This is a genomic window from Curtobacterium sp. VKM Ac-2884 (assembly GCF_015350945.1).
In the GTDB taxonomy this organism is placed as follows: Bacteria; Actinomycetota; Actinomycetes; order Actinomycetales; family Microbacteriaceae; genus Curtobacterium.
The window spans coordinates 553,430-578,227 of the sequence record NZ_JADKSA010000003.1 but is presented as its reverse complement, the minus strand read 5'-3'; the positions used below and the strand labels follow the sequence as shown (position 1 = coordinate 578,227).

The window sequence follows — 24,798 nt, the reverse complement described above, 5'->3', positions numbered from 1 at the left end:
AGGTCGTCGGCGAACGCTGCGAACGCTGCGACGGGGCGCCGTGAGGCGGACCGGACTGCTGCACGGTGGGTGGCCGTGTCGGAGTACGGACGGATGGCGGCGACTGCGCGCGCGCCAGAGCTGTCGTGGATTGAATGCGGTCGACGAGTGAGGGTGCACTCGGTTCCGCTCGGGAACGATGATGTCATCGTCTGTATCACCCCTCGGGTTAGGGTCTTCGGACGAACACGGTCGGCTGCGCACGTGCACTCGGATCTAGGGAATCCAGGTGCTTGCGTGACCTTCCGTACGAGCACGATAACTCAGGTCCTGGCCATCTGAGCCGCCCCGCGCACCGCGTATCCGGCGACGGTGCCCCCAGTCCGGGGGGCCACGGCGAGGGGGTGTCACCCACCCGGGGGGTGGGTCTCGCCCGCCCGGAGGCCGGTCGGTGTACGAACGATGGTGATGTCCAGCGCTGACCCGACCGACGCCCGCCTCGACGACCGCACGCGTTGGAGGGCCTTCGCCGTGTGCGTCGCGGTGGCCGCCCTGACGATCCTCGACCTGTCGAAGGTGAACGTCGGGCTGCCGTCGATCGAGAAGTCCCTCGACGCCACCAGTTCGTCGCTGCAGCTCATCGTGGCGGGGTACGCGCTGGCGTTCGGCCTCGCCCTCGTGCCCGCCGGTCGGCTCGGCGACCTGAAGAGCCGCCGTGCCCTGTTCATCATCGGACTCGTGGCGTTCACCGTGTCGAGCCTGCTCTGCGCCGTGGCGCCGACCATCGAGGTGCTCATGGTCACGCGGATCCTGCAGGGCTTCGCCGCCGGCACCCAGATGCCGCAGGTGATCGGGCTCGTGCAGCAGTTGTTCCGGGGCCCGGAGCGCGGACGGGCCTTCGGGCTGTTCGGCGCCATGATCGGCATCTCGACGGCACTCGGCCCGACGATCGGCGGTGGCCTCATCGCGATCGGTGGTGAGGAGAACGGGTGGCGGCTGCTGTTCTGGATGAACGTGCCGCTCGGACTCGTCGCGCTGTTCTTCGCGATGCGGCTGCTGCCCAAGGGGGCGCAGGGCCAGGCGAAGGACCGCGAGCTGGACATCGTCGGCATCCTGCTGCTCGGCGCCGCCATCATCACGCTGATGCTGCCGTTCGTGCTCACCACGGGTGCCGGCGACTCCGGTGCCCGGTGGCTCTGGCTGATCGCCTTCGTCGTGTTCCTCGGCCTGTTCGTGCTCTGGGAGGTCCGGTACAAGCAGCAGGGCAAGTCACCGGTGGTGCACTTCGAGCTGTTCCGGCTGTCGTCGTACCGCAACGGGCTGTCGATCGTGGCCGTCTACTTCGCGGCGATCCCGGCGTCCTTCCTGATGGTGACGCTGTTCCTGCAGGAGGGGCTCGGGCTGTCACCGCTGTTCGCCGGCATGGTGAGCATCCCGTTCGCGGCCACGAGCGCCGTGGGGTCCTACATCGGCGGACGGATCGTCGACCGGGTCGGACGGGCACTGGTGGTCTTCGGGCTGTTCATGGTCGTCGTCGGCTTCGTGCTCCTCATGCTCGCCGCGGTGCTGACCCCGCCGGAGGTCACGCCGTGGGCGATGGCCGGGGCGTTCCTGGTCGGCGGGCTCGGCGGGGGGTTCGTCGTGTCGCCGAACCAGACGCTCACCCTGGCCGAGATCCCGGTGGAGCAGTCCGGGGTCGCCGGGTCGATGCAGCAGCTCGGGCAGCGCGTCGGGACCGCGATCGGGACCGCGGTGGCGACGAGCATCTTCTACGGGATCGTGCGGGGTGCCGCCGCGGGTTCGGGCGGTTCCGGTGGTTCCGGCGGCTTCGCCGGCGGGAGTCGGCTCGACGCGTACCACGACGCGTTCCGGAGCGGCACGACGTTCACGGTGTCGCTGATGGCCCTCGCGCTCGTGCTGGCGGTCGGGGACCTGGTGGTGCGGCGGCGTGCTGCACGGCGTGAGGCGGCGGCGTGAGGCGGCGGCTGCGGCTGCCTGATCGACTCGGAACGACACCCGCGACGTCGTCCGACGTCGAGCGTGTCGTTCGGGGTCGTGCTAGCGGCGGATGACCTCGACGACGGCGTCGTGCACCAGGCCGTTCGTCGCGAGTGCACTGCCGTGCCAGGCCCCGGGGTCGCCGTCGAGTGAACTGAAGCGGCCGCCGGCCTCTTCCACGATGGGCACGAGGGCGGCGATGTCCCACGGCTTCAGGTCGGGTTCGCCCGCGATGTCGATGACCCCCTCGGCCACCAGCATGTACGACCACATGTCGCCGTAGGCGCGCGTCCGCCAGACCTTGCGGGACAGGTCGACGAGGGACTCGAGCCGGTCGTCGTCGTCCCACTGCTGGATGCTGTTGTAGCTCAGGCTCGCGTCGGACAGGTCCGCGACACCGGAGACGCGGAGGTCGCCGTCGAACGAGTGCGCGCCGAGGCCCTCGGCCGCCCACCAGCGCTTGCCGAGCGCGGGGGCGCTCACGACGCCGAGCACGGGGCGGCCGTCGACCGCCAGGGCGATGAGCGTCGCCCACACCGGCACGCCGCGCAGGTAGTTCGCGGTGCCGTCGATCGGGTCGATGACCCACTGACGGTGACCCTCGCTCGTCGCCTCGGCGCCGGTGTCCGCCGTGGTCTCCTCGCCGAGGAACGCGTCATCGGGGCGCTCGGTCGCGATCCGCTCGCGCAGGGCCTGTTCGACGGCCTGGTCGGCGTCGGTCACGTGCGTGCTGTCGGCCTTCTTCGACACGTGCAGGTCGGCGGCGCGGAACCGCTCGAGGCTGATCGTGTCGGCGATGTCGGCGAGCGAGCGGGCGAAGTCCAGGTCGGCGCTGAGGTCCACGGGTCGAGCGTAGCGGGGCTACGCGGCGACGACCTCTTCCTCTTCGAGCCGGGTGACCTCACGCTCGCGGGCGATGCGGGTGCGGCGGGCGACGAGACCGTGCACGACCACGCAGAGCAGGACGGCTGCGGCGAGCCAGAGCGCGAGCACCAGGGACGACCGGCCGAGCGAGGCGTCCGGGAAGTACTGCAGGTCCTGTGCCGCCTGCAGCCACGCGGCGCCGCTCCAGAAGGAGTGGAGCGCGGAGAAGAACCCGGGCACGAACGACGCCTGGAAGATGCCGCCGGACGACGTGAAGTTGAGCATCACGAACAGCATCGTGAGCACGGGCGTCGTCCACCGCCCGAGGACCGGGTGCAGACCGACGCCGATCGCGACGATGATCGCGTCGTACAGCCAGGCGAACAGGAACACCTGCCAGTGGTGCGTGGTGATGACGCCGTAGATCGGGCCGGCGACGATGATGCCGATGCCGGCGACGACCCCGGCGGTGGCGAGGCCGACCACCGCGGTCCACACCGCGCGGAGCTTCGTCGCGACGGACGCCACGGCGATGGCCGAGGCGTACCCGCCGACGCTCAGCGCGACGAGCAGGAAGAACAGCCCCTGCCCGGTGCTGTCCTGCGCGCCCGTGGGGACGACGTCGACGACCCGGAACGGCACGTGCTGTTCGTAGGCGATCGGCAGGAAGACCTTCTGCGCAGCGCTCGCGGTCGTCTCCGATGCCGCGGTCGAGACGTAGAGCGTCGCGCCCGTGGTGGTCGGGGCGTACACGGCGGCCAGGTCGCGGTCGCGGATCTGCCGCTCGGCGTCCTTGGTCGACGCGACGACGTGGGCGACGAGGGCGCCGTCGGACTTGTCGGTGACGGTCTGCGCGAACACCTGGGTGGCGGCGGCCTGCCCGACGATGCCGACCGGCAGTTCCTTCGGCGCGGGGGCGTGGAAGGCACCGAGGTACGCCAGGCCCATCCCGGCGGCGAGGAACAGCGGTACGAGGATGTGCGTGGCGAAGGTCAGGAGCACCCGTCCGAGGCCGGCCGGGCGCAGGACGCTGTCGGTGCGCTGCGGTCGCGGTGCTCGTGAGGACTTGTGGGTGGGGGAGTGGTGCGCGTGCGACGTCGTTGTCGTGCTCGAGGACGGGGCGTCGACGGCGGGGGTCGGCGCAAAGTTGTACTTTGCAACTTCAGACACGAGGGTTCACTGTACAACACCGCTGCACACTTGTCGACGCGTGCTGGGTGGGGTGCGGTCGGGCCGGGCACGGTGGGACGAGGTGTCACGTCCGAGCGCCCTCAGCCGAGGTTCCACGACATGTCGCACGCGGTTCGCCGAGGTTTCACCAACGGCCCGATCTGCCGCGGTGCCACGCCCGAGCGCCCTCCGCCGAGGTTCCACGACATGCCGCACGCGGTCCGCCGAGGTTCCACGAACGGCCCGATCTGCCGCCGAGATGTGCAGATTTCGGAACCTCGACGGGGTCCGACGGGGGCGCGGGCGGGGGCGCGGCGCGGCGGGCTACTCGAGGCCGGGGTCGGAGGCGCCCATGCCCGTCAGGAGTGCGCGGAACGAGTCGAGCCGTTCGACGCCGGTGGCACCGAGCTCGCCGTCCTGCACCCGGTCGACGATCTCCCAGTCGTGCGCCTGCGCCAGGGGGATGCCGTCCCGAGCGGGGCGCACCGGGATCGCGTGCGAGGCGAACGCGCGGAACACGTTCGCGGGATCGACGTGCCCGAGGCCGAACGACCGCACGCCCGGGGTGTCGATGATCCACCCGCCGTCACGGACCCGCAGCGCGATCGACGACGACGAGGTGTGCCGCCCACGACCAGTCACCGAGTTCACGACGCCGATCGCCCGCGTCGACCCGGTCAGGGCGTTCACGAGCGTCGACTTGCCGACCCCGGAGTGCCCCACGGTCACGGTGACCTTGTCGTCGAGCAGGTCGTGCAGGGCCTCGAACGGGACGTCGTCGGACCGGCTCGTCACGATCCGCAAGGAGAGGCACGCGAAGTGCGCCAGGAACGGTGCCGGGTCGGCGAGGTCCGTCTTCGTGATGCAGAGGATCGGGTCGAGCCCGGCGTCGAACGCGGCGACCAGGTACCGGTCGATGAGCCGGGTGCGGGGCTCGGGGTCGGCGGCCGCCACGACGATGAGCATCTGGTCGGCGTTCGCCACGATGACGCGCTCGACCTCGTCGGAGTCGTCGGCACTGCGGCGGAGCAGCGTGGTGCGCTCGGCGACCTTCACGATGCGCGCCAGCGACCCGGGGTCACCCGAGACGTCGCCGACGAGCGACACGTGGTCGCCGGTGACGACCGACTTCTTGCCGAGCTCGCGCGCCTTCGTCGCCGTGATGACGTGCTCGGAATCGGAATCGGAGCCGGACCCCGTCCCCACCAGCACGCCGAACCGCCCACGGTCGACGTTCGTGACCCACCCCACGGGCGCGTCGTCGTACGTCGGCCGGGTCTTCGTGCGGGGCCGGTTGCCCTTCGGGTTCGGACGCACCCGCACGCTCGACTCGTCGTACTGTCCGTACGGCTCGTCCGCGTCGGAGTCGTCACCGTCGACGTCGTCCCACCAGCTCATGCGTCAGGCCCCCGCGTCCCCGGTCGAGACCAGCGCCGCCCACAGCTCGGGGAACTGCGGCAGCGTCTTGGCCGTGCACCCGATGTCGTCGACGGCGACGCCGTCGACGACGAGGCCCACGACGGCGCCAGCGGTCGCCATCCGGTGGTCGTCGTACGCGGCCCAGTCGCCGCCGTGGAGCGCGGCAGGCTCGATGCGCAGGCCGTCGTCGAGTTCGTGCACCGAGCCTCCCGACCGGTTCACGTCCGCTGCGAGCGCGGCGAGACGATCCGTCTCGTGCCCACGCAGGTGGCCGATCCCGGTGATCTCGGTCGGGCCGCCGGCCAGCGCGGCCAGCGCGACGAGCGCCGGTGCGAGCTCGCCGCCGCGGCTGAGGTCCAGGTCGAGACCCGGCAAGGAGGCCCCACCCCGGATCCCGACGCCGCCGTCGACGACCAGGTCGTCGCCGTCACGGGCCACGGTCGCGCCCCACAGGGGCAGGAGCGTCTCGAGGTCGGCGCCGACCTGCGTGGTCTCGCGCGGCCAGGTGCGGATGCGGACGGTGCCACCCGCGACGAGCGCGGCGACCGCGAACGGCGCGGCGTTCGACAGGTCGGGCTCGATGGTGACGTCGCGCGCGGCGATCGGACCGGGGTGGACGACCCACTCGCCGACCGCGGGCTCGTCGACGGTCACGCCGCGGGCACGGAGCGCGGCGACGGTCATCTCGATGTGCGGCAGGCTCGGCAGGCGCTCCCCGACGTGGGTGAGGTGCAGGCCCTCGTCGAAGAGCGGCGCGGAGAGCAGCAGGCCCGACACGAACTGCGACGAGGCCGACGCGTCGATCGACAGGGCGCCACCGCGAACCGACCCGGTGCCGGTGAACGCGAACGGCATCGAGCCGTCGCCGTCATCGGTGACGTCGACGCCCAGGTCGACGAGCGCCCCGATGATCGCGTGCATCGGACGCTTGCGGGCGTAGGGGTCGCCGTCGATGACGACCGGGCCGACTGCCAGGGCGGCCAGCGGCGGCAGGAACCGCATCACGGTGCCGGCGAGGCCGCAGTCGACGCGAACACCGCCGTGCATCGGTGCCGGGGTGATCCGGAGGTCCGGGCCGTAGGGGTTCGGCTGTGCACCAGGTGCCGGCTCGACCTCGTCGATCCCGACGCCGAGCTGCCGGAGCGCCGCGATCATGAGCGCCGAGTCGCGCGAGTGCAGCGGCAGGCGGATGACGGAGGGGCCGTCGGCGAGGGCGGCGAGCACGAGCTCGCGGTTCGTCAGCGACTTCGAGCCGGGCAGCGCGACGTCGCCGCGCAGGGGACCGCGCGCGAGCGGGGCGATCCAGGGGGCCGGGTCCGCGGCGGCCTGTGCACCGCTGTGGGAATGCGTCGTGTCTGCCATCGGTTCACAAGACTACTGAAACGATCGGGAGGACCCTTGGCGACAGCACTCGCACCCTCGCGGACGCGCCTGCCCGGCGTGTCCACGTCGCTCGCTCTAGACTGGCCCGCGATGACGACCGACGAGCCGCAGGCAGCACCGCACGACCTGGTCGAGGAGACCGAGGAGCAGCTCGACGCGGTCGAAGCGGAGGAAGAAGCGTCGTTCGTCGACGCGAAGACCGTACCGGCTGACGAGCTCCGGGCCCTCTTCGAGACGCAGGCGCTGCCCTTCATGGACCAGCTCTACGGTGCGGCGATGCGGATGACCCGCAACCCGGCCGATGCGTCGGACCTCGTGCAGGAGACCTTCGTCAAGGCGTTCGCCGCGTTCCGCCAGTTCAAGCAGGGCACGAACCTGAAGGCCTGGCTGTACCGGATCCTGACGAACACGTTCATCAACACGTACCGCAAGAACCAGCGGAACCCCTACCAGGGCACCATCGACGAGCTCGAGGACTGGCAGCTCGGCGGCGCCGAGAGCGTCACCCAGTCGATCTCCGCACGGTCCGCCGAGGCCGACGCGATCGACCACCTGCCGTCGTCGGCCGTCAAGGACGCCCTGCAGGCCATCCCCGAGGACTTCCGGATGGCCGTGTACTTCGCCGATGTTGAGGGCTTCTCGTACCAGGAGATCGCCGACATCATGAAGACCCCCGTGGGGACGGTCATGAGCCGTCTGCACCGTGGTCGCCGGCTCCTCCGGGGGCTCCTGGCGGACCACGCCCGTGAGACCGGCATCGTCCCGGACGCAGCGTCGACGGCGACGATGCGCGGACGAGGCCGGAAGACTGCCGCGACCGAGGGTCGCGTCGATGGGAAGGAAGCACGATGAGCGGCTGCGACTGCTCCAAGGCGAAGGCCGAGCTCGAGGAGTTCCTGCACGGGGAGCTCTGCCGCGAGGACGCGGCGGACATCCGTGAGCACATGGACGACTGCGAGGACTGCACGACCGAACACCGCGTCGGCGTCGTCCTGATCGAGACCGTGCGCCGCGCGTGCAAGGAGACCGCTCCGGAAGAGCTGCGTGGCGAGATCCTCGCGCGCATCCGACTGGAGCAGTCCACCCACTGAGATCCTCGGCTCCGTCGTCACACGGCGGGTCGGGTCGGTAGTGTCACGGACATGACCCTCCTCGTCGAGTCGATCACCACCTGGTCCGACACGGACGTCTCCGACGTCGCCGCCCTCGTCCGCCTGCTCGGCCACGAGGTCGACGACGCGGCGATGCGCGCACGCCTCGAACGGCTCACGCCCGAGGCCGGACACCGCACCTGGGTGGTCCGTGGCGACGATGGTCGCGCGGTCGCCGTCGCCGGCGCGCAGGTCACCTGGGCGTACGCGAGCGACGAGCCGACGGCGCAGCTGCTGCTGCTGGTGGTCGACGACACGGCCAGGAGGCTCGGCACCGGTTCCGCGCTCATCGGCACCTTCGAAGCGTGGGCCGTCGAGCAGGGCGCGCGTCGCCTGAGCGCCGTCAGTGCGGCCGCCACGGACAGCGCGCACCGGTTCTACCAGAAGCGCGGGTACCACGACGCGGGTGTGCGCTACACGAAGATCGCGTAGCGCACACCCGCGTCGGGGGCCCGGGCCGAGTGCCTAGCCGAGGGCTCTTTCGATGACCTCGGTGGCTTCCTGTGCGGAACGCTTCGACGACCCGGTGGCCGGCGCGGCGCTCGCGGCACGGGCGGCGACCGACAGCGGCCGACCGTCGAGGTGCGGCGACAGGTTCATGCAGACGAACGGCCAGGCGCCCTGGTTCTCCGGCTCCTCCTGCGCCCACACGACGTCGGCGTCCGGGTAACCCGCGAGCACCTCGAGGATGCGCGCGAGGGGGAGCGGCGCGAGCTGCTCGAGACGGACGAGGGCGACGTCGGTGACCCCGCGCTTGTCCACCTCGGCGCGCAGGTCGTGGTGCACCTTGCCGGAGTGCAGCACCACGCGACGGACCGCGGCCTTGTCAGCCACGCGTTCGTCGTCGATCACTTCGTCGAACGTGCCGTTCGTGAAGGCCTCGACCGCGCTCGTCGCCTGGCGCAGGCGGAGCATGGCCTTCGGGGAGAACACGATCAACGGCTTCTGCGGACGCTCCCACGCCTGACGACGCAGCAGGTGGAAGTACGACGCCGGGGTCGACGGCCTGGCGACGACCATGTTGTCCTCGGCGCACAGCTGCAGGTAGCGCTCGATGCGGGCGGACGAGTGGTCGGGTCCCTGGCCCTCGTAGCCGTGCGGCAGCAGCAGGACGAGGCCGGAGCGCTGCCCCCACTTCTGCTCGGCGGACGAGATGAACTCGTCGATGACGGTCTGGGCGCCGTTCGCGAAGTCGCCGAACTGCGCCTCCCACAGCACGAGTGCCTCGGGCCGCTCGACCGAGTAGCCGTACTCGAACGCCATCGCCGCGTACTCACTGAGCAGCGAGTCGTAGATGGTGAACCGGGCCTGGTCCTCGGTGAGGTTCGACAGCGGCAGCCACTCCTGGCCGTTCGACCGGTCGTGGAACACCGCCTGGCGCTGGACGAAGGTGCCGCGGCGGGCATCCTGGCCGGCGAACCGGACGGGCTTGCCCTCCACCAGCAGCGAACCGATCGCCATGAGCTCGGCCATCGCCCAGTCCACACCGCCGTTGCGCGTCATGTCGGTGCGCTTCGACAGCAACTGCTGCAGCTTCGGGTGGATCGAGAAGCCGGCGGGCGGGTTGCTGTGCGCGTCACCGATGGAGCGGACGAGCTCTTCGGACACTGCGGTCTCGCGGACCTCGACCTCGGAGTCGTCCTGCTGCGCCGCCGGGCGTTCGAGCCCCTGCACGGCACCGTCGTCGTCGACCTGGATCACCGGGATGGTGCCGGTCTGCGCCTCGTGCGTCTCGGCGAAGGCACGCTCCAGGCGGTCCTGGAAGTCGCGGTGCGCCTCGTCGTACTCTTCCTGCGTGATGTCACCGCGACCGACGAGGGCCTCGGTGTACAGCGTGCGGACGGACCGCTTCGCCTCGATCAGGTTGTACATGAGCGGCTGGGTCATCGAGGGGTCGTCGCCCTCGTTGTGCCCGCGGCGGCGGTAGCAGATGAGGTCGATGACGACGTCACGGTGGAACGCCTCGCGGTACGCGAACGCCAGGTCGGCGACGCGTGCGACGGCCTCGGGGTCGTCGCCGTTCACGTGGAAGATCGGCGCCTGGATCGTCTTCGCGACGTCGGTGGAGTACACCGAGCTGCGCGCCGACTCGGGCGGGGTGGTGAACCCGACCTGGTTGTTGATGACCAGGTGCACGGTGCCGCCCGTGCGGTAGCCACGGAGCTGCGACATCTGCAGCGTCTCGACGACCACGCCCTGGCCGGCCATCGCCGCGTCGCCGTGCACGAGCACCGGCAGGACGTTCGTCGAACCGGGGCCCTGCTTGTCCTGCTTGGCGCGGACGATGCCCTCGAGCACGCCGTCGACGGCCTCGAGGTGGGACGGGTTCGCCGCGATCGTCACGGGGATGCTCGAGCCGTCCGACGTGCGGAACAGCCCCTCGGTGCCGACGTGGTACTTGACGTCGCCGGAGCCCTGACCGGACACCGAGCCCGGCAGGGACGAGCCCTCGAACTCACGGAAGATCTGGCCGTAGGTCTTGCCGGCGATGTTCGTCAGGACGTTCAGGCGACCGCGGTGGGCCATGCCGATCGCGACCTCGGCCAGGCCGACACCGGCGGCGTGCTGGATGAGCGTGTCGAGGAAGGCGATGGTGGACTCGCCGCCCTCGAGCGAGAAGCGCTTCTGCCCGACGTACTTGGTCTGCAGGAAGGTCTCGAAGGCCTCGGCCTCGTTGAGCTTGCCGAGGACGCGGAGCTGCTCGTCCTTCGACGGCTTCGAGTACGGGACCTCGATGCGTTCCTGCACCCAGCGGCGCTGCTCCGGGTCCTGGATGTGCATGTACTCGATGCCGACGGTGCGGCAGTAGGCGTCGCGCAGGATCCCGAGGACGTCGCGCAGCGGAGCACTCGTCGTGCCGGCCAGCCCGCCGGTGACGAACTCGCGGTCGAGGTCCCAGAACGTCAGTCCGTGGCTCTCGATCTCGAGGTCGGGGTGCGTGCGCTGGCGGTACTCGAGCGGGTCGATGTCGGCCATCAGGTGCCCGCGGACGCGGTAGCTGTTGATGAGCTCCTGCACGCGGGCGGTCTTGTTGACGCGGTGCGCCAGGTCGACGTTGATGTCGTTCGCCCACTGGATCGGCTTGTACGGGATCCGGAGCGCCGCGAAGATGCCGTCGTAGAAGCCGTGCTCGCCGATGAGGCGTTCGTGCACGTGCTTGAGGTACTCGCCGGAACCGGCGCCCTGGATCACCCGGTGGTCGTAGGTGCTCGTGAGGGTGATGGTCTTGCCGATGCCGAGCTCGACCAGGGTCTTCGACGCCGAGCCCTGGAACTGCGCCGGGTACTCGAGGGCTCCGGCGCCGATGATCGCGCCCTGCCCCTTGGTCAGGCGGGGGACCGAGTGCACGGTGCCGATGCCGCCCGGGTTCGTGAGCGAGATCGTGGTGCCCTGGAAGTCGGCCGGCGTCAGCTTGTTGTCGCGGGCCCGCTTGACCAGGTCTTCGTAGGCCGACAGGAACTGGCCGAAGGTCAGGGTCTCCGCACGCTTGATGCTCGGCACGAGGAGCGACCGGGTGCCGTCCTTCTTCGGGACGTCGATCGCGATGCCGAGGCCCACGTGCGCCGGGGCGACGACGAACGGCTTGCCGTCGCGCTCCTCGTAGAACACGTTCTGGCTCGGGAAGTCCTTGAGCGCCTGCACCATCGCCCACCCGATGAGGTGGGTGAAGGAGATCTTGCCGCCGCGGGCGCGGCGCAGGTGGTTGTTGATGACGATCCGGTTGTCGATCATCAGCTTCGCCGGGATCGTCCGGACGCTCGTGGCCGTCGGGACGGTCAGCGAGGCGTCCATGTTCGACGCCAGGGTCTTCGCCATGCCCCGGAGCGGGGTCGCCACGTCCTCGTGGGTCTCCTCGTGGTCGTCGGCGGCGTCGTTGGCCTCGGCCGGGATCGGCGGCGGGGTCGGCTGGCGCGACGTGGTCTTCGCCTGGATCGGACCACCCTGCGCTGCCGCCTGCTGCTGCTGGGCCGGCGCGTCACCGGTCGCGGGCTGCTGCGTGGTCGACTGCGCGGGCGTCGAGGACTGCTGGTCAGCTGCCGGAGCGCCGCCGACCTGCGTGCGGTGGTAGCTCTCGAGGACCGGCCACCAGGACTTGTCGACCGACTCCTTGTCCGCGACGAACTGCTCGTAGAGCTCGTCGACGAGCCACTCGTTCGCCCCGAATTCGCCCGCGGTCTCGTCCGTTCCGGTCAGATGGCTCGACACAGCCGATCGCCCACTCTCCGTCGATAGATGCTCGTGTGTGTCGTGCGGTGCAACCCTGCCCCGCACAGGTGCCAAGCCTAGCCGCTCGCACATGTCCGTTCGGTGTCAGCCGCGGCGCGAGTCGGGGCCCGGTCCGGCCTCCGGGCGGAGCCGTACAGTGGGGCCCATGAGGTTCTACGAGACGCGGCCGACACACGACCTGACCTACTCCGACGTCTTCCTCGTCCCGAGCCGATCCGGCGTGACGAGCCGCTTCGACGTCGACCTCGCGTCGAACGACGGCAGCGGTGCGACGATCCCGATCGTGAGCGCCAACATGAACTCGGTCACGGGTCCGCGTCTCGCCGCGACCCTGGCCCGGCGCGGGGGCCTCGGCGTCCTGCCGCAGGACATGCACCTGCAGGACCTCGACGCCGCGATCCGCTGGGTGAAGGACCAGCCGGTCGACTACGACACCGCCTACGACATGGGCTCGTCCACCACCGTCGCCGAGGCGCTCGAGCAGCTGCTGCCCGTCGCCGGTCGGGGCGTGGTGGTCCGCGACGCCGCCGGGGAGTACCTCGGGTGCGTCCCCGCCAGCCGGCTCGGCGACGCCGGTCCCGACGCGACGCTCGGCGACCTGCTGCACGGCGCCTCGACCGCGATCGACGCCGAGGACGCCGGCACACCCCGCCACGTCTACGACGTGCTGAGCGGCGCCGAGGTCGACTTCGCGCCCGTCGTGCGGCACGGCAAGGTCGTCGGCACCACGAGCCGGACGAGCGCCATCCGCTCGGACATCTACACGCCGGCCGTCGACGCCTCGGGTCGTCTGCGCGTCGCGGCCGCGATCGGCATCAACGGCGACGTGGCCGCCAAGGCGCAGGCCCTCGCGGCCGCCGGGGTCGACGTCCTCGTGCTCGACACGGCGCACGGACACCAGGAGGGCATGCTCCGCGCGCTCCGCACCGTCGCAGGGCTCCGGCTCGGCATCCCGCTCGTCGCCGGCAACGTCGTCACCGCCGACGCCGTCGCCCACCTCGTCGACGCGGGCGCCGACATCATCAAGGTCGGTGTCGGACCCGGCGCCATGTGCACCACGCGCATGATGACCGCCGTCGGTCGGCCGCAGTTCTCCGCCGTCCTCGAGACCGCGGCGGCGGCGCGGTCCCTCGGCGCGCACGTGTGGGCCGACGGCGGGGTCCGCTACCCGCGCGACGTCGCCCTCGCACTGGCGGCCGGCGCCTCGGCCGTGATGATCGGCTCGTGGTTCGCCGGCACCCTCGAAGCGCCGGGCGTGCTCCGTCGCGACGCCGCCGGCAAGGCCTACAAGGAGAGCTGGGGGATGGCGTCCGCCAAGGCCGTCCGCGAGCGCTTCGAGCGGCTCGACCCGTACGAGCGGGCCCGCAAGGAGCTCTTCGCCGAGGGGATCTCGTCGTCGACGATCTACCTCGACCCGGAGCGCCCGAGCGTCGAGGACCTGCTCGACATGATCACCACGGGCGTCCGGAGCTCCGCCACCTACGCGGGCGCCGCGTCGCTGGCCGAGTTCTCCGAGCGCGCCCTGGTCGGCATCCAGTCCGCCGCCGGTTACGAAGAGGGCAAGCCGCTCCCCGTCAGCTGGTAGCGCGCCGGCGGGCGCGGCCCTGGTCGCGCCCGCGAAGGGACGGGAGGCACGGTGCCAGCTGGCACCGGGCCTCCCGTCCGTCCGTTCCCGCGGCTACCGGCGTCGGGTCGCGTCCTCGACCTCGCCGACGAGCTCCTCGAGGATGTCCTCGAGGAAGAGCACACCGAGGGTCCGGCCGTCGGCGTCGAACGCCCGCGCGACGTGGCGACCCGCAGCCCGCATGGTGGCCAGGGCGTCCTCCAGGTCCATCTCCGTGTAGAGCGAGATGAGCTGGCGGATGCGCTTCGGCGGCACCGGGTCGTCGAACTCGTCCGGCCGCAGGTCGATGACGTCCTTCACGTGCACGTAGCCCGTGGGGGAGCCGTCCTCGCCGACGAGCACGTACCGCGAGAACCCGCGCTGCGCCACTGCACGCTCGACGTCCGCCGGGGTGGCGTCCTCGGGCAGGGTGACGAGCTCGGCCATCGGCACGGCGACGTCGCGCACCTTCTTCTCGGTGAACTCGAACGCCAGGGCGAGCTTGCCGTCGTCGGTCAGGGTGCCCTCGCGGCGGGACTGCTCCACGATGGTCTGCACCTCTTCCACCGTGAAGGCGCTGACGGCTTCGTCCTTGGGCTCGACGCGGAACAGGCGCAGCACGGCGTTCGCGACCTCGTTCAGGCCGACGATGACCCAGTGCAGGCCGTGGCCGATGTACCAGAGCGTCGGCACGAGCAGCAGCGCAGCGCGGTCCGGCATCGAGAACGAGATGTTCTTCGGGACCATCTCGCCGAACACCACGTGCAGGAACGAGACGAGCAGCAGCGTGATCACGAACGCCACGGTGCCGATGACCTCGACGCTCCAGCCCGTCAGGTGCAGCGGGACCTCGAGCAGGTGGTGGATCGCCGGCTCGGAGACGTTCAGGATGAGCAGCGAGCAGACCGTGATGCCGAGCTGCGTGGTCGCGAGCATGCGGGTGGCGTGCTCCATCGCCCACAGGGTCATCTGCGCGGCCTTCGAGCCTTCTTCTGCGCGCGGTTCGATCTGGGAGCGGCGGGCGGAGATGACGGCGAACTCGGCGGCGACGAAGTACGCGTTGCCGAGCAGCAGCACGAAGAGCCAGAAGATGCCCCACCAGTCGGAGCTCATCGGGTACTGCCCTTCGTGGCGGTCTTGGTGCCGGTCTTCGTGGCGGGGATGATGATGGCGGTCGCCGCGGTGTCCGTCGGCGGGGGCGTCGGGGTCCAGCGGATGCGGTCGATCCGACGGCCGTCCAGGCGTTCGACCCGGAACACGCCACCGTCGAGCGGGACCTCGTCACCGACCACGGGCAGGCGGCCGAGCGTCGACATGAGGAAGCCGCCGACGGTCTCGTACGGGCCGTCCTCCGGCACCTTCACGCCGGCGCGGTCCTCGAGCTCGTCGGGGCGCAGCAGACCGGGGAAGGTCAGCCAGTCGCGGGAGCGGACCACGTCGATGCGCGCGCGGTCGTGCTCGTCGGAGACCTCGCCGACGATCTCCTCGATGAGGTCCTCGAGCGTGACGACCCCGGCGGTGCCGCCGTACTCGTCGACGACGATGACCATCTGGTAGCCGCGGCCGCGGACCTCGGCGAGCAGGGTGTCGCCCGGCATCGTCTCGGGCACGCGTTCGGCGTCGGTCATGAGCGCCCCGACGGGGACCTCCGGGCGCTTCTCGCGGGGGACGGCGACGGCCTGCTTCACGTGCACGATGCCGACGACGTCGTCCGCGTCCTCCTCGATGACGGGGAAGCGGCTGAAGCCGGTCTTGCGAGCGAGGGCGATGACGTCCTGCGCGGACTCGGACACCCGGATGGTGGAGAGCCGCGGGCGTGGCGTCATGACGTCGCTGGCGCTGAGCTCCGAGAACGAGATCGTCCGCTGGAGGAGCGTCGCGGTGTCCTGCTCGAGCGACCCCTCGGACGCCGAACGGCGGAGCAGCGAGGTGAGCTCCTCGGCGCTGCGAGCACCGGACAGTTCCTCTTGCGGCTCGATGCCGATCGACCGCAGCACGGCGTTCGCGGTGCCGTTGAGCACCGCGACCGCCGGCTTGAACACGGTCGTGAAGGCGATCTGCAACGGCACGACGAGCTTCGCGGTCTGCAGCGGCAGCGCGAGCGCGAAGTTCTTCGGCACGAGTTCGCCGAGGATCATCGACAGCAGGGTCGCGATGACGAGCGCGATGATCGACCCGACGGTCTCGACGATGCCCTCGGGCAGGTTCATCGCCAGGAACGGCGCTTCGAGCAGCTTCGCGATGGACGGCTCGAGCAGGTAGCCGGTGAGCAGCGTGGTCAGCGTGATGCCGAGCTGCGCACTGGACAGGTGCGTCGAGGTGACCTTCAGCGCCCCGATGACGGGTGCCAGGCCCGGCTCACCCCGGTCGCGACGCGCTTCGACGTCGGCGCGGTCGAGGTTGACCAGCGCGAACTCGGACGCGACGAAGACGCCGGTGCCGAGTGTCAGCAGGATGCCGCCGACGAGCATGACGATGTCGATCGGACTCATGATTCACCCCCGTCCGCGCACGGGGATGACGTGCAGCTCACCGAGTGAGCGGCGGATGAGTGAGGCGAAGAACTATTCGGGGGATCGTCCACAGTGCTGCCAATCGTACTGCCTGCCCGAGGGGCCGACCGAGAATCCGTTCAGGAAGACCGCGCGTCTACGCCGTGACCCGCGCGCGGTGGTACTGCTGCGGCTCGTAGTCGACCGTCACGCCGAGCTCGACGGCCACGCGCAGCGGGAACCCCGGGTCGCGCAGGAACTCGCGGCCCACCATCACCACGTCGGCCTGTCCGGTCGCGACGATCTGCTCGGCCTGGAAGCCCTCGGAGATCATGCCGACCGCGATGGTGCCGATGCCGGCGTCGCGCTTGATCGCCGCGGCGTGCGGCACCTGGTAGCCGGGGCCGACCGGGATCGGCGCGCTCGCGACGTTGCCGCCGGTCGAGACGTCGGCCAGGTCCGCGCCGTGTTCCGCAGCCCACCGGGCGACCTGCGTGGTCTCGTCGAGCGTGAGCCCGCCGTCCACCCAGTCGGTCGCCGAGAACCGCACGACGATCGGGAAGCCCTCGCCGACCTCGGCACGGACGGCGTCGAGGACCTCGAGCAGCGCCCGGGCACGGTTCTCGAGCGACCCGCCGTACTGGTCGGTGCGGTGGTTGCTCAACGGCGAGAGGAACTGGTGCAGCAGGTACCCGTGGGCGGCGTGGATCTCGACCAGGTCGAACCCGGCCTCGACGGCGCGGCGAGCGGACTGCGCGAACGCCAGTGCGACGACCCGGATGTCCTCGGTCTCGAGCTCGCGCGGGACCGCGTAGCCGTCGAAGGCCACGGCGGACGGGGCGACGGTCGACCAGCCGCCCTGGTCGGCGGGGACCGAACCGTGCTCGGACTCCCACGGACGGAACGTCGACGCCTTGCGGCCCGCGTGTGCGAGCTGGACACCGGCGGCAGCACCCTGTGCGTGCAGGAAGTCGACGATCGGCTTGAAGGCGTCGCGCTGCTGGTCGTTCCAGAGCCCGAGGTCCTGCGGGCTGATCCGGCCCTCCGGCACCACGCCGGTGGCCTCGACGACCACCGCACCGGCGCCGCCCTTGGCGAAGCCGCCCAGGTGGACGAGGTGCCACGCGGTCGGCACGCCGTCCTGCTCCTCGGCCGAGTACTGGCACATCGGGGAGACCCAGATGCGGTTGCGGACCGTCAGGTCGCGGATGGTGATCGGCTCGAACAGGGCGTGCGTCACGCGGGACTCCTCAGGGGACGGGCGCCGGCTCGGCCGCGAGTTCCGTCAGGAACGACCGCAGTGACGCCGACGACGTGTAGTGGTGGCCGACCGCCCCGATCGCTTCCGCGCCGGTGGCGTTCTCGGCCCTGTTGTCCACGAACACCATCTGCTGCGGCTCGATTCCCAGACGCGCGCACGTGTCGCGGTAGATGGATGCGTCGGGCTTCAGGACGTGCTCCTCGGCGCTCACCACCACCGTCTCGAACAGCGAGCCCATCGGGGAGCGTCGGTACGGGTCGCCGAAGTCGAAGCCGGCGTTCGACAGCAGCGCCACCCGGGTCCCCGCGTCGTGCAGCTCCTCGACGATCGCCAGGGTGTCCGGCTCGACCTCGAACCACCCGGTGAAGTCGACGGCCCAGAACCGGTGGACGTCCGTGATGCTCCAGGTCCGCCCGACGCGCTCGCCGATCGCCCGCCAGTACGCCACGACGGACAGGTCGCCGCGGTCGAGGTCGTGGCGGAGCTCCTGGTAGACGGGGAACAGCTCGTCGGCCGGCACCCCCGTCAGCTCGACGAGGGCATCGCGTGACGCGTGCGGCGTCCGGCTGATCACCTCGCCGTAGTCGAAGACCACCACGCGACCAGGCAGGAACAGGCTCATGCGCTCCACCGTAACGTGGGGCCGGTGAACGACTTCGTGCCCGTCCAGCCGTCCGATGCCGCCGCGTGGATCACCGCGCCGACGGGGGAGTCCACCAAGTACCGCCGCGGGGTGCTCGGCATCGCGACCGGCTCCGACCAGTACCCGGGTGCCGCGGTGCTCGGGGTCGACGCCGCGGTCCACACCGGTGTCGGCATGGTCCGGTACGTCGGACCGTCGCGCGCCACCGACCACGTGCTCACCCGCCGCCCCGAGGCCGTGTCCGGCGTGGGACGCGTGCAGGCCTGGCTCGTCGGCTCGGGCATCTCGGCGTCGTCGCTCGGTGACCTGGACGACACGACCGCCTCGGCCTTCACGCACGCTTCGGACGACGGCGTCCCGGTCGTGGTCGACGCCGGTGCGATCCCGCTCGTCGACCTCGGCCCGCTCGCCGTCCTGACCCCGCACGCGGGCGAGCTCGCGTCGTTGCTCGGCGTTTCCCGCGAGTCGATCGAGCAGGACCCGGCCGCAGCAGCGCTCCGTGCCGCCGAGCAGACCGGCAGCGTCGTCCTGCTCAAGGGCGAGAGCACGCACGTGGTCACGCCCGACGGGTCGGTCCGGTTGGTGGCGTCGTCGGCGACGCCGTGGCTCGCGGCGGCCGGTGCCGGGGACGTGCTCGGCGGGGTGCTCGGCGCGCTCGTGGCGTCGCGGCAGGGTTCCGTCGAGGCTGCTGGTTCGTCGCTGACGCCGTCGGACCTCGCGCACCTGGCCGCGTCGGCCGCGGTGGTGCACGGGCTCGCGGCGCGGCGGGCGTCCGGCGGCGGTCCGTTCCCGATGACCGGGCTCATCGCCGAGCTGCCCGGGGTCGTGCGGGACCTGGTCGTGGACGGCGACGCGCGCGGGTAGCAGTCGGTGCGCGGCGACGTCGTACGACAGCGTCGACGTCGTACGACATCAGTGATGTCGCCTGTTGCGGATGCCGCGTGACGACTTCCGCGTTGTCGTGCGACGACGGGGAAGTCGTTCCTTGCGTGCGCCGGTGGTTGCGCACGCGCGGTGACGACAGCATCGACGTCGTACGACATCGAGTTCGTCGTTCCTTGCCCACGCGCATGGTTGCGGGCGCGGGGTGACGACATGGTCGACGTCGTGCGACATCGATCGTGTCGCCTGTTGCAGACGCGAGCGGGGACGGACGGGAGGCCCGGTGCCAGCTGGCACCGGGCCTCCCGTCCGCTCGTGCGCACGTCACGGGCGTGACGCGCGTCGCGGACGTCAGCTCGCGGGGGTCGCGTGCACCAGGAACTCGACCGTGCCGGAGTCGTCGACCTTCACGAAGCCGAGGCTCGGCGCCTGCACGCCGTAATCCGAGAACGTGACCGGGATCGAGCCGGAGATGTCGACGCCGTCGCCGTTCAGGCCGACCTGCAGGTCGGCGGTGACGTCCTTCGTGACGCCGTGCAGCGTGAGCTTGCCGGCAGCGGTGACCTTCGTCGTGTCCGAACCGCTCGGGACCGCGTCGGCGATCGGCTCGGTGAGTTCGAACGTGGCCTCGGGGAAGGCGGCGGTGTCCATCGCGGAGTCGCGGAAGTAGGAGTCGCGCTGGTCCGAGTCGGTGGCGATGTCGGCGACCTGCACCGTGATCGTCGCCTTCGTGATGCTCGTGCCGTCGACGGTCGCGCTGCCGGAGACGCTGTCGGTGCGGCCGGTGACGGTGACGTCGGAGCCGTTCAGGACCTCGTGCAGGCGGTAGCCGGCCTCGGAGTCGCCGCCGACCGTCCACGCGCCGGACAGGTCGGAGTCGTCGAGGGTGGAGGCCTCGCGGCTGGCGGCCACGGACGGTGCCGCTGACGCCTTCGCGTTCTCGTTGCTCGTGTAGACGTTCGTCGCGACGATCGCCCCGATGACGCCGAGCACGACGACGGCGGCGATGACGGAGATCCAGATGACGGCCTTGCGGCGCTTGCGCGGGGTTTCGGTGGTCACGAGCAAGACGGTGACACGTCATGGTTGGGGGAGCCTGGGATTCTCTGCCGGTTCGGGTCCGCTCGCTGCCGGTTCGGTCGCGCTCGCTGCCGGTACGCTCGTCCGGTGCGCAGGACCGGGAACCCGTGGATCGAACGCGTCGGGTTCGTCCTGGCGTTCGCCGCCGTGCACGCGGCACTGTGGTGGCTGACCGCGGTCTCGGCGAACCTGCCCCTCGGCGACGTCACCATCACCTACAGCCGGTGGATCGAGACCGGGCGGAGCGCGGACTTCTGGGTCGGGATCGACGGCGAGTGGGTCTACCCGATCCTGGCGATCGTGCCGATGGCCGCCGCAGCACTCGGTGGGATCGCGTCGATCGGCTCCGGGTGGCTGCTGCTGATGGTCCTGCTCGACGCCGTGGCGTGTGCGTTCCTGTGGCGGTTCCGGGCGCGTGGCACGCTCCGTTCTCTTGCGGACGGCTCGTCGGCGCGTGGCGTGCGGGTCGTGTGGTGGTGGCTCGCCTTCCTGCTCGCACTCGGGCCGATCGCGCTCGGTCGCATCGACACGGTGGCGACGGTGTTCGCGCTGGTCGGGGTGGCCTTCGTCGCCTCGCGGCCGGCGGTCGCCTCGGCGCTGTTCACCGCCGGTGCGTGGACGAAGGTCTGGCCGGCTGCCCTCGTCGGCGTGTTGCTGCTCCTGCGCAAGGGGCACCGCCGCGGTGTGCTGGCGGGCGCCCTCGTGCTCAGTGCGCTCATCGTGCTGGTCGACGTGCTCTGGGGCGGAGCGCCGTACCTGCTGTCGTTCATCGGGGAGCAGACCGGCCGGGCGCTGCAGATCGAGTCACCGCTCGCGACGCCGTTCATGTGGGCGGCAGCGTTCGGGGCCCCTGGTGCGGCCGTGTTCTACAACCAGCAGATCCTGACGTTCGAGGTCTCCGGGGCCGGCACGCACGCCGCGGCCGCGGTCTCGACGCCGCTGATGGCCCTCGTGGTCGTCGCCGGTGTCGTCCTCGCGCTGTGGGCCGCACGCCGTGGCGCCCGTCGGGCCGAGCTCGCGCCCGTGCTCGCGCTGCTCTTCGTCGCCGCGCTCATCGCCACCAACAAGGTCGGGTCGCCGCAGTACATCGGGTGGCTCGCCGTGCCGATCGTGTGGGGGCTGGCCGCCGGGACGCCGAGTGTGCGCCGGTTCGTGCCGATCGCGATCGCCGCGCTGCCCACCGCCGTGCTGACGCAGCTGATCTACCCGGCGTACTACGACCAGGTGCTCACGCTGCAGCCGTGGATGCTCGTGGTGCTGACGCTGCGGAACGTGCTCGAGGTGGCGATCCTGGCGTGGACCGTGGTCGAGCTGGTGCGGATGGGACGGGGTGCGGGCAGGATGGACGCATGATCGTCGCCTTCTCCGTTGCTCCGTCCGGTGGTCCCTCCGAACAGGCGGACGGCTCCGTGCACGACGCCGTCGCCGCGGCCGTGCGGGTGGTCCGCGAGAGCGGCCTGCCGAACCGCACGTCGTCGATGTTCACGGAGCTCGAGGGGGAGTGGGACGAGGTCATGGACGTCGTCAAGCGCGCCACCGAGGCCGTCGGCGCCTACGGCACGCGGGTGTCGCTCGTGCTCAAGGCCGACATCCGACCTGGCCACACCGGCGAGATCGACGGCAAGCTCGAGCGGCTCGAAGCCGCGCTCGGCGAGTAGCGCTCGGCGCTCGCGCTCAGCGCTTGTCGCGCCGCCGTGCCCGGGTGCGCCGGTGCGGGTCGGGCCCGAGCACCACGAACACCGTCAGCAGCGCGATGCCGGCGAGCGCCGCGATGAGCACGACGACCATGCCCATCGGGTCGGTGGCGTCCTCGCAGTTCACGGGCGCGCCGGCGCGGCACGAGGCGAGCACGGTGGCAGCGAGGGTCACGTGCTCATTGAACATCGAGGGCCCGCGCGACACGCCGATGCCCTCCCGCGGATGTCGGTGGTCGGGTGTCTCATGGCCCCTGTCGAGCCACATCCGGTGGCCCCGAGACGACGAGGAGCGCGTGATGACCCACGACGGCTGGTGCCCCGACTGCGACCTGCGAACGGTCGTCATCGACACGGACGAACAGGGCGAGAACGCCTGGGCAGCGTGCGCCGAGTGCGGCGCCGGCTGGACGCACCGCGACGAGCTGCCCGAACTCGCTCCCGCATCGACGCGTCCCGCCCACACGGAGCGTCAGGCGGCCTGACCCGGTTCTCCTCGGGTACGGCCGGGCCAGCCCGGTGCGGCCCGTGCCGGCCGCGCACGGCGACTTCCGTTCGGCCTTTGGAGCGGTCTACACTGCTCGGACCGGATGGTCGTCGCCACCCGGACCGTCCCGTTCGCTGCTGAACCCGGACCGGCACCCCGTTCGGGCGTGGCCGCGCTGCCGACCGGCACGTGGACCGCGGCGATCGCGGGACGCCTCCGTCACCACCGTCGCCCAGCCGACACCGTCCAGCCGACACCCCGATCCGACGCCGCCCGTGCAGGACGTCGTCCGAGAACAGGCCCCATGTCACAGCTCACGCCTGCGCGTCGCACCGCCGCGCTCATCTCGCTCGCCCTCGGCGGCTTCGCCATCGGGTCGACCGAGTTCGTCGCGATGGGCCTGCTGCCGAACATCGCGCAGGCACTGCTGCCGCAGCAGTACGGCCTCGACCCGGACGCCGGCATCGCGCACGCGGGCTGGCTCGTCAGTGCCTACGCCCTCGGGGTCGTCGTCGGTGCTCCCACCATCGCGGCGATGTCGGCGAAGTTCCCGCGCAAGGGCCTGATCCTCGTGCTGCTCGTCGGGTTCGTCCTCGCGACGATCGCGAGCGCGCTGCTGCCGTCGTTCGGCCTGGTGCTCGTCGCCCGCTTCGTCGCCGGCCTCCCGCACGGCGCCTACTTCGGCATCGCCTCGATCGTCGCCGGCGACATGATGGGCCCGGGCAAGCGCGGCAAGGGCATCGCGATGGTGCTGCTCGGCCTGTCGGTCGCGAACGTCGTCGGTGTCCCCGCGATCACGTGGGTCGGCCAGCTCGCCGGCTGGCGGATCGCCTACGGCGTCGTCGCCGCACTGTTCGCGCTCACGTTCCTCGCCGTCGCGGCCTTCGTACCGAAGAGCGCCCGTGACGAGCACGCGACGATCGGCCGGGAGCTCCGCGCCTTCCGCGTGCCGCAGGTCTGGATCGTGATGGGCCTCGGCGCCGTCGGGTTCGGTGGGTTCTTCGCCGTCTACTCGTACATCTCGCCGCTCGTGCAGCACGTCACCGGCATGCCGGAGTCGTTCGTGCCGATCGTCCTGGTGGTCGTGGGCATCGGCATGGTCGTCGGCGGTGTGCTCGGCGGACACCTCGCCGACCACAGCGTGAAGCGCACGATCTACTTCGGGATGTTCTCGCTCATCGGAGCCCTGCTGCTCACGGTGCTGACCGCGCAGTGGCTCTGGGGCATGCTGCTCGGCGCCTTCCTGCTCGGGGCCACCTCGTCGGCGATCCCGCCGGCGGTGCAGTCCCGGCTGATGGACGTCGCCGGCGACGCCCGGACGATCGCCGCGGCGCTCAACCACTCGGCCTTCAACATCGGCAACTCGCTCGGCGCGGCACTCGGTGGTGCGGTCATCGCTGCCGGCTTCGGGTTCGTCGCACCGGGCTGGCTCGGCATCGTCCTCGCGCTGCTCGGCGTCCTCGTCACGATGTTCAGCTACTCGGTCGAGCGTCGCACCACGCGCCGTGCGGCGCTGCGCTCCCCGTCGCCGAGCACCGGCCCGATCACCGCGCCCGTCCCCATCCACTGACCGCGCGCAGTGGGCGCGCCCACGCACCGGACGGGAGGCCCGTGGCGACGCCGCCACGGGCCTCCCGTCCGACGTGGTGTGCGGCAGACCGCCCATGGTGAGCAGAAATGGTCGGGTCCCGTGATGGGACCCGACCATTTCTGCTCACGAAGCGGGCAAGCGCCACACGTGCGCCACGCGCTACAGGCCCAGCGGGCCACCGTCCTGCACGATGATGCCGTCGGTGATCGCCCGCTTCCGGAGCGCCACCTTCGTGCCCACGTCGAAGCCCGCGACGCGGTACTTCTCGCGGATCCGCTTGAGGTAGCTCTTCGCGGTCTCCTCGGAGATGCCGAGCTGGTACGCGACGCTCTTCACGGGCTCGCCACCGCCGTACAGCGCCATGACGCGGCGCTCCTGGGCGCTGAGCTTCGGGACGCCACCGACGTCGCCGCTGTTGATGGCCAGGTCGAGCTCGGCGGAGACGTACTGCTCGCCGCGCTGGGCGGAGCGGATCGCCTCGACGATCATGTCGGCGTCCTCGCTCTTCACCAGGTAGCCGAGGGCACCGGCCGCCAGGGCCTCGCGCACGACGTTCGGCTCCGAGTAGGTGCTCATCACGACGGTCTTCACGCCGGCGGTCTTGAGGGTCGAGATCTTCAGCGACACCGGGATGGAGTCCTTGAGGTCCAGGTCGAGCAGCACCACGTCCACCGGGAACGCCGGGCTCGTCAGGAGCTCGGGCCAGGTCGTGACGGCGGCCACCAGGGTGATGTCGTCGGCGGCGCTCCGGATCCACTCCGTGAGCGCGCCGAGGAGCATCCTGTGGTCGTCGACGAGTGCGAGTCGGATGGGTTCCTCTGGAGTCGCCATGCGGGCGTCCTTTCTCGGGGGCAGGTCGTGCCCGATCCTAGGA

22 protein-coding genes are annotated in these 24,798 nt (G+C 71.1%); 10 read left to right on the top strand and 12 right to left on the bottom strand.

The features are described from left to right. Nucleotides 1–447: 447 nt before the first annotated feature. Complete coding sequence (locus ITJ60_RS11020; RefSeq protein ID WP_194647929.1) at nucleotides 448–1,956, top strand: MFS transporter; 1,509 nt, start codon at nucleotides 448–450, stop codon at nucleotides 1,954–1,956. Nucleotides 1,957–2,037: 81 nt separating this feature from the next. Here ITJ60_RS11020 and hisN read toward each other — a convergent pair whose 3' ends face one another. The 4 genes from hisN to aroA form a co-directional block, all read right to left on the bottom strand. Next, nucleotides 2,038–2,820, bottom strand: coding sequence for a histidinol-phosphatase (gene hisN, locus ITJ60_RS11015; RefSeq protein ID WP_194647928.1), 783 nt, complete (start codon nucleotides 2,818–2,820; stop codon nucleotides 2,038–2,040). Between the two features lie 18 nt (nucleotides 2,821–2,838). Next, entirely contained in the window at nucleotides 2,839–4,011 is a 1,173-nt protein-coding gene (locus ITJ60_RS11010) for a hypothetical protein (protein WP_194647927.1), read from the bottom strand. A gap of 324 nt (nucleotides 4,012–4,335) precedes the next feature. Next, nucleotides 4,336–5,409 (bottom strand): ribosome small subunit-dependent GTPase A, encoded by a 1,074-nt coding sequence (rsgA, locus tag ITJ60_RS11005; RefSeq protein ID WP_194647926.1) that lies wholly within the window; start codon nucleotides 5,407–5,409, stop codon nucleotides 4,336–4,338. Between the two features lie 3 nt (nucleotides 5,410–5,412). Further along, nucleotides 5,413–6,792 carry a 3-phosphoshikimate 1-carboxyvinyltransferase gene (gene aroA / locus ITJ60_RS11000; RefSeq protein WP_194647925.1) on the bottom strand — a complete coding sequence of 460 codons (1,380 nt, stop codon included), beginning with the start codon at nucleotides 6,790–6,792 and terminating at the stop codon, nucleotides 5,413–5,415. 111 nt (nucleotides 6,793–6,903) lie between these two features. Between aroA and ITJ60_RS10995 the strand changes: the two genes are divergently transcribed. The 3 genes from ITJ60_RS10995 to ITJ60_RS10985 are packed head-to-tail and all read left to right on the top strand — an operon-like array spanning nucleotide 6,904 to nucleotide 8,396. Next, on the top strand, nucleotides 6,904–7,665 hold the full coding sequence (locus ITJ60_RS10995) for a sigma-70 family RNA polymerase sigma factor (protein WP_111086427.1): 762 nt from the start codon (nucleotides 6,904–6,906) through the stop codon (nucleotides 7,663–7,665). Beyond that, nucleotides 7,662–7,904: a zf-HC2 domain-containing protein gene (locus tag ITJ60_RS10990; protein ID WP_111086426.1), complete on the top strand. Its 243-nt coding sequence runs from the start codon at nucleotides 7,662–7,664 to the stop codon at nucleotides 7,902–7,904. Before ITJ60_RS10995 ends, ITJ60_RS10990 begins: the two co-directional genes overlap by 4 nt. A gap of 51 nt (nucleotides 7,905–7,955) precedes the next feature. Next, nucleotides 7,956–8,396: a GNAT family N-acetyltransferase gene (locus tag ITJ60_RS10985; protein WP_123294768.1), complete on the top strand. Its 441-nt coding sequence runs from the start codon at nucleotides 7,956–7,958 to the stop codon at nucleotides 8,394–8,396. A gap of 33 nt (nucleotides 8,397–8,429) precedes the next feature. Here the strand turns inward: ITJ60_RS10985 and ITJ60_RS10980 are convergent, their stop codons facing one another. Continuing rightward, nucleotides 8,430–12,170: a multifunctional oxoglutarate decarboxylase/oxoglutarate dehydrogenase thiamine pyrophosphate-binding subunit/dihydrolipoyllysine-residue succinyltransferase subunit gene (locus tag ITJ60_RS10980; protein ID WP_194647924.1), complete on the bottom strand. Its 3,741-nt coding sequence runs from the start codon at nucleotides 12,168–12,170 to the stop codon at nucleotides 8,430–8,432. A gap of 166 nt (nucleotides 12,171–12,336) precedes the next feature. Between ITJ60_RS10980 and ITJ60_RS10975 the strand changes: the two genes are divergently transcribed. Further along, on the top strand, nucleotides 12,337–13,776 hold the full coding sequence (locus tag ITJ60_RS10975) for a GuaB1 family IMP dehydrogenase-related protein (protein WP_194647923.1): 1,440 nt from the start codon (nucleotides 12,337–12,339) through the stop codon (nucleotides 13,774–13,776). Between the two features lie 93 nt (nucleotides 13,777–13,869). Here the strand turns inward: ITJ60_RS10975 and ITJ60_RS10970 are convergent, their stop codons facing one another. From ITJ60_RS10970 to ITJ60_RS10955, 4 genes are all read right to left on the bottom strand, one after another. Then, nucleotides 13,870–14,907 (bottom strand): hemolysin family protein, encoded by a 1,038-nt coding sequence (locus ITJ60_RS10970; protein WP_111086420.1) that lies wholly within the window; start codon nucleotides 14,905–14,907, stop codon nucleotides 13,870–13,872. After that, a complete protein-coding gene (locus tag ITJ60_RS10965; RefSeq protein WP_123671645.1) occupies nucleotides 14,904–16,286 on the bottom strand; it encodes a hemolysin family protein in 1,383 nt (460 codons plus the stop codon). The genes ITJ60_RS10970 and ITJ60_RS10965 overlap by 4 nt, the downstream gene beginning before the upstream one ends. Nucleotides 16,287–16,443: 157 nt before the next feature. Continuing rightward, nucleotides 16,444–17,526 (bottom strand): NADH:flavin oxidoreductase/NADH oxidase, encoded by a 1,083-nt coding sequence (locus ITJ60_RS10960; protein ID WP_194647922.1) that lies wholly within the window; start codon nucleotides 17,524–17,526, stop codon nucleotides 16,444–16,446. Between the two features lie 10 nt (nucleotides 17,527–17,536). Then, nucleotides 17,537–18,169: an HAD family hydrolase gene (locus ITJ60_RS10955; protein WP_194647921.1), complete on the bottom strand. Its 633-nt coding sequence runs from the start codon at nucleotides 18,167–18,169 to the stop codon at nucleotides 17,537–17,539. Nucleotides 18,170–18,193: 24 nt separating this feature from the next. Between ITJ60_RS10955 and ITJ60_RS10950 the strand changes: the two genes are divergently transcribed. After that, nucleotides 18,194–19,054 (top strand): ADP-dependent NAD(P)H-hydrate dehydratase, encoded by an 861-nt coding sequence (locus tag ITJ60_RS10950; protein WP_194647920.1) that lies wholly within the window; start codon nucleotides 18,194–18,196, stop codon nucleotides 19,052–19,054. Nucleotides 19,055–19,423: 369 nt separating this feature from the next. On the opposite strand, the gene ITJ60_RS10945 is transcribed toward ITJ60_RS10950, so the two are convergent. Further along, entirely contained in the window at nucleotides 19,424–20,134 is a 711-nt protein-coding gene (locus ITJ60_RS10945) for a YceI family protein (protein WP_323749153.1), read from the bottom strand. A gap of 105 nt (nucleotides 20,135–20,239) precedes the next feature. Between ITJ60_RS10945 and ITJ60_RS10940 the strand changes: the two genes are divergently transcribed. Beyond that, nucleotides 20,240–21,505, top strand: coding sequence for a glycosyltransferase 87 family protein (locus ITJ60_RS10940; protein ID WP_194647919.1), 1,266 nt, complete (start codon nucleotides 20,240–20,242; stop codon nucleotides 21,503–21,505). After that, nucleotides 21,502–21,810 carry a thiamine-binding protein gene (locus ITJ60_RS10935; protein ID WP_123312342.1) on the top strand — a complete coding sequence of 103 codons (309 nt, stop codon included), beginning with the start codon at nucleotides 21,502–21,504 and terminating at the stop codon, nucleotides 21,808–21,810. The genes ITJ60_RS10940 and ITJ60_RS10935 overlap by 4 nt, the downstream gene beginning before the upstream one ends. 16 nt (nucleotides 21,811–21,826) lie before the next feature. Here ITJ60_RS10935 and ITJ60_RS10930 read toward each other — a convergent pair whose 3' ends face one another. Next, nucleotides 21,827–22,021, bottom strand: a complete 195-nt coding sequence (locus ITJ60_RS10930; protein ID WP_194647918.1) for a hypothetical protein — start codon at nucleotides 22,019–22,021, stop codon at nucleotides 21,827–21,829. Nucleotides 22,022–22,145: 124 nt separating this feature from the next. Between ITJ60_RS10930 and ITJ60_RS10925 the strand changes: the two genes are divergently transcribed. Further along, the gene (locus ITJ60_RS10925) at nucleotides 22,146–22,331 is read left to right on the top strand and encodes a hypothetical protein (protein WP_194647917.1); all 186 of its coding nucleotides are present in this window, start codon (nucleotides 22,146–22,148) and stop codon (nucleotides 22,329–22,331) included. A 306-nt stretch (nucleotides 22,332–22,637) separates the two neighbouring features. Next, nucleotides 22,638–23,903 (top strand): MFS transporter, encoded by a 1,266-nt coding sequence (locus tag ITJ60_RS10920; protein ID WP_123312344.1) that lies wholly within the window; start codon nucleotides 22,638–22,640, stop codon nucleotides 23,901–23,903. A gap of 180 nt (nucleotides 23,904–24,083) precedes the next feature. Here ITJ60_RS10920 and ITJ60_RS10915 read toward each other — a convergent pair whose 3' ends face one another. After that, a complete protein-coding gene (locus ITJ60_RS10915; protein ID WP_111086410.1) occupies nucleotides 24,084–24,755 on the bottom strand; it encodes a response regulator transcription factor in 672 nt (223 codons plus the stop codon). Between the last annotated feature and the right edge of the window lie 43 nt (nucleotides 24,756–24,798).

Excerpts from the sequence above, each read along its gene's own strand:
- ITJ60_RS11020 (WP_194647929.1), top strand. The coding sequence starts at position 448 with ATGTCCAGCGCTGACCCGACCGACGCCCGCCTCGACGACCGCACGCGT.
- rsgA (WP_194647926.1), bottom strand. The coding sequence starts at position 5,409 with ATGAGCTGGTGGGACGACGTCGACGGTGACGACTCCGACGCGGACGAG.
- aroA (WP_194647925.1), bottom strand. The coding sequence starts at position 6,792 with ATGGCAGACACGACGCATTCCCACAGCGGTGCACAGGCCGCCGCGGAC.
- ITJ60_RS10995 (WP_111086427.1), top strand. The coding sequence starts at position 6,904 with ATGACGACCGACGAGCCGCAGGCAGCACCGCACGACCTGGTCGAGGAG.
- ITJ60_RS10990 (WP_111086426.1), top strand. The coding sequence starts at position 7,662 with ATGAGCGGCTGCGACTGCTCCAAGGCGAAGGCCGAGCTCGAGGAGTTC.
- ITJ60_RS10985 (WP_123294768.1), top strand. The coding sequence starts at position 7,956 with ATGACCCTCCTCGTCGAGTCGATCACCACCTGGTCCGACACGGACGTC.
- ITJ60_RS10975 (WP_194647923.1), top strand. The coding sequence starts at position 12,337 with ATGAGGTTCTACGAGACGCGGCCGACACACGACCTGACCTACTCCGAC.
- ITJ60_RS10970 (WP_111086420.1), bottom strand. The coding sequence starts at position 14,907 with ATGAGCTCCGACTGGTGGGGCATCTTCTGGCTCTTCGTGCTGCTGCTC.
- ITJ60_RS10965 (WP_123671645.1), bottom strand. The coding sequence starts at position 16,286 with ATGAGTCCGATCGACATCGTCATGCTCGTCGGCGGCATCCTGCTGACA.
- ITJ60_RS10955 (WP_194647921.1), bottom strand. The coding sequence starts at position 18,169 with ATGAGCCTGTTCCTGCCTGGTCGCGTGGTGGTCTTCGACTACGGCGAG.
- ITJ60_RS10935 (WP_123312342.1), top strand. The coding sequence starts at position 21,502 with ATGATCGTCGCCTTCTCCGTTGCTCCGTCCGGTGGTCCCTCCGAACAG.
- ITJ60_RS10925 (WP_194647917.1), top strand. The coding sequence starts at position 22,146 with ATGACCCACGACGGCTGGTGCCCCGACTGCGACCTGCGAACGGTCGTC.
- ITJ60_RS10920 (WP_123312344.1), top strand. The coding sequence starts at position 22,638 with ATGTCACAGCTCACGCCTGCGCGTCGCACCGCCGCGCTCATCTCGCTC.
- ITJ60_RS10915 (WP_111086410.1), bottom strand. The coding sequence starts at position 24,755 with ATGGCGACTCCAGAGGAACCCATCCGACTCGCACTCGTCGACGACCAC.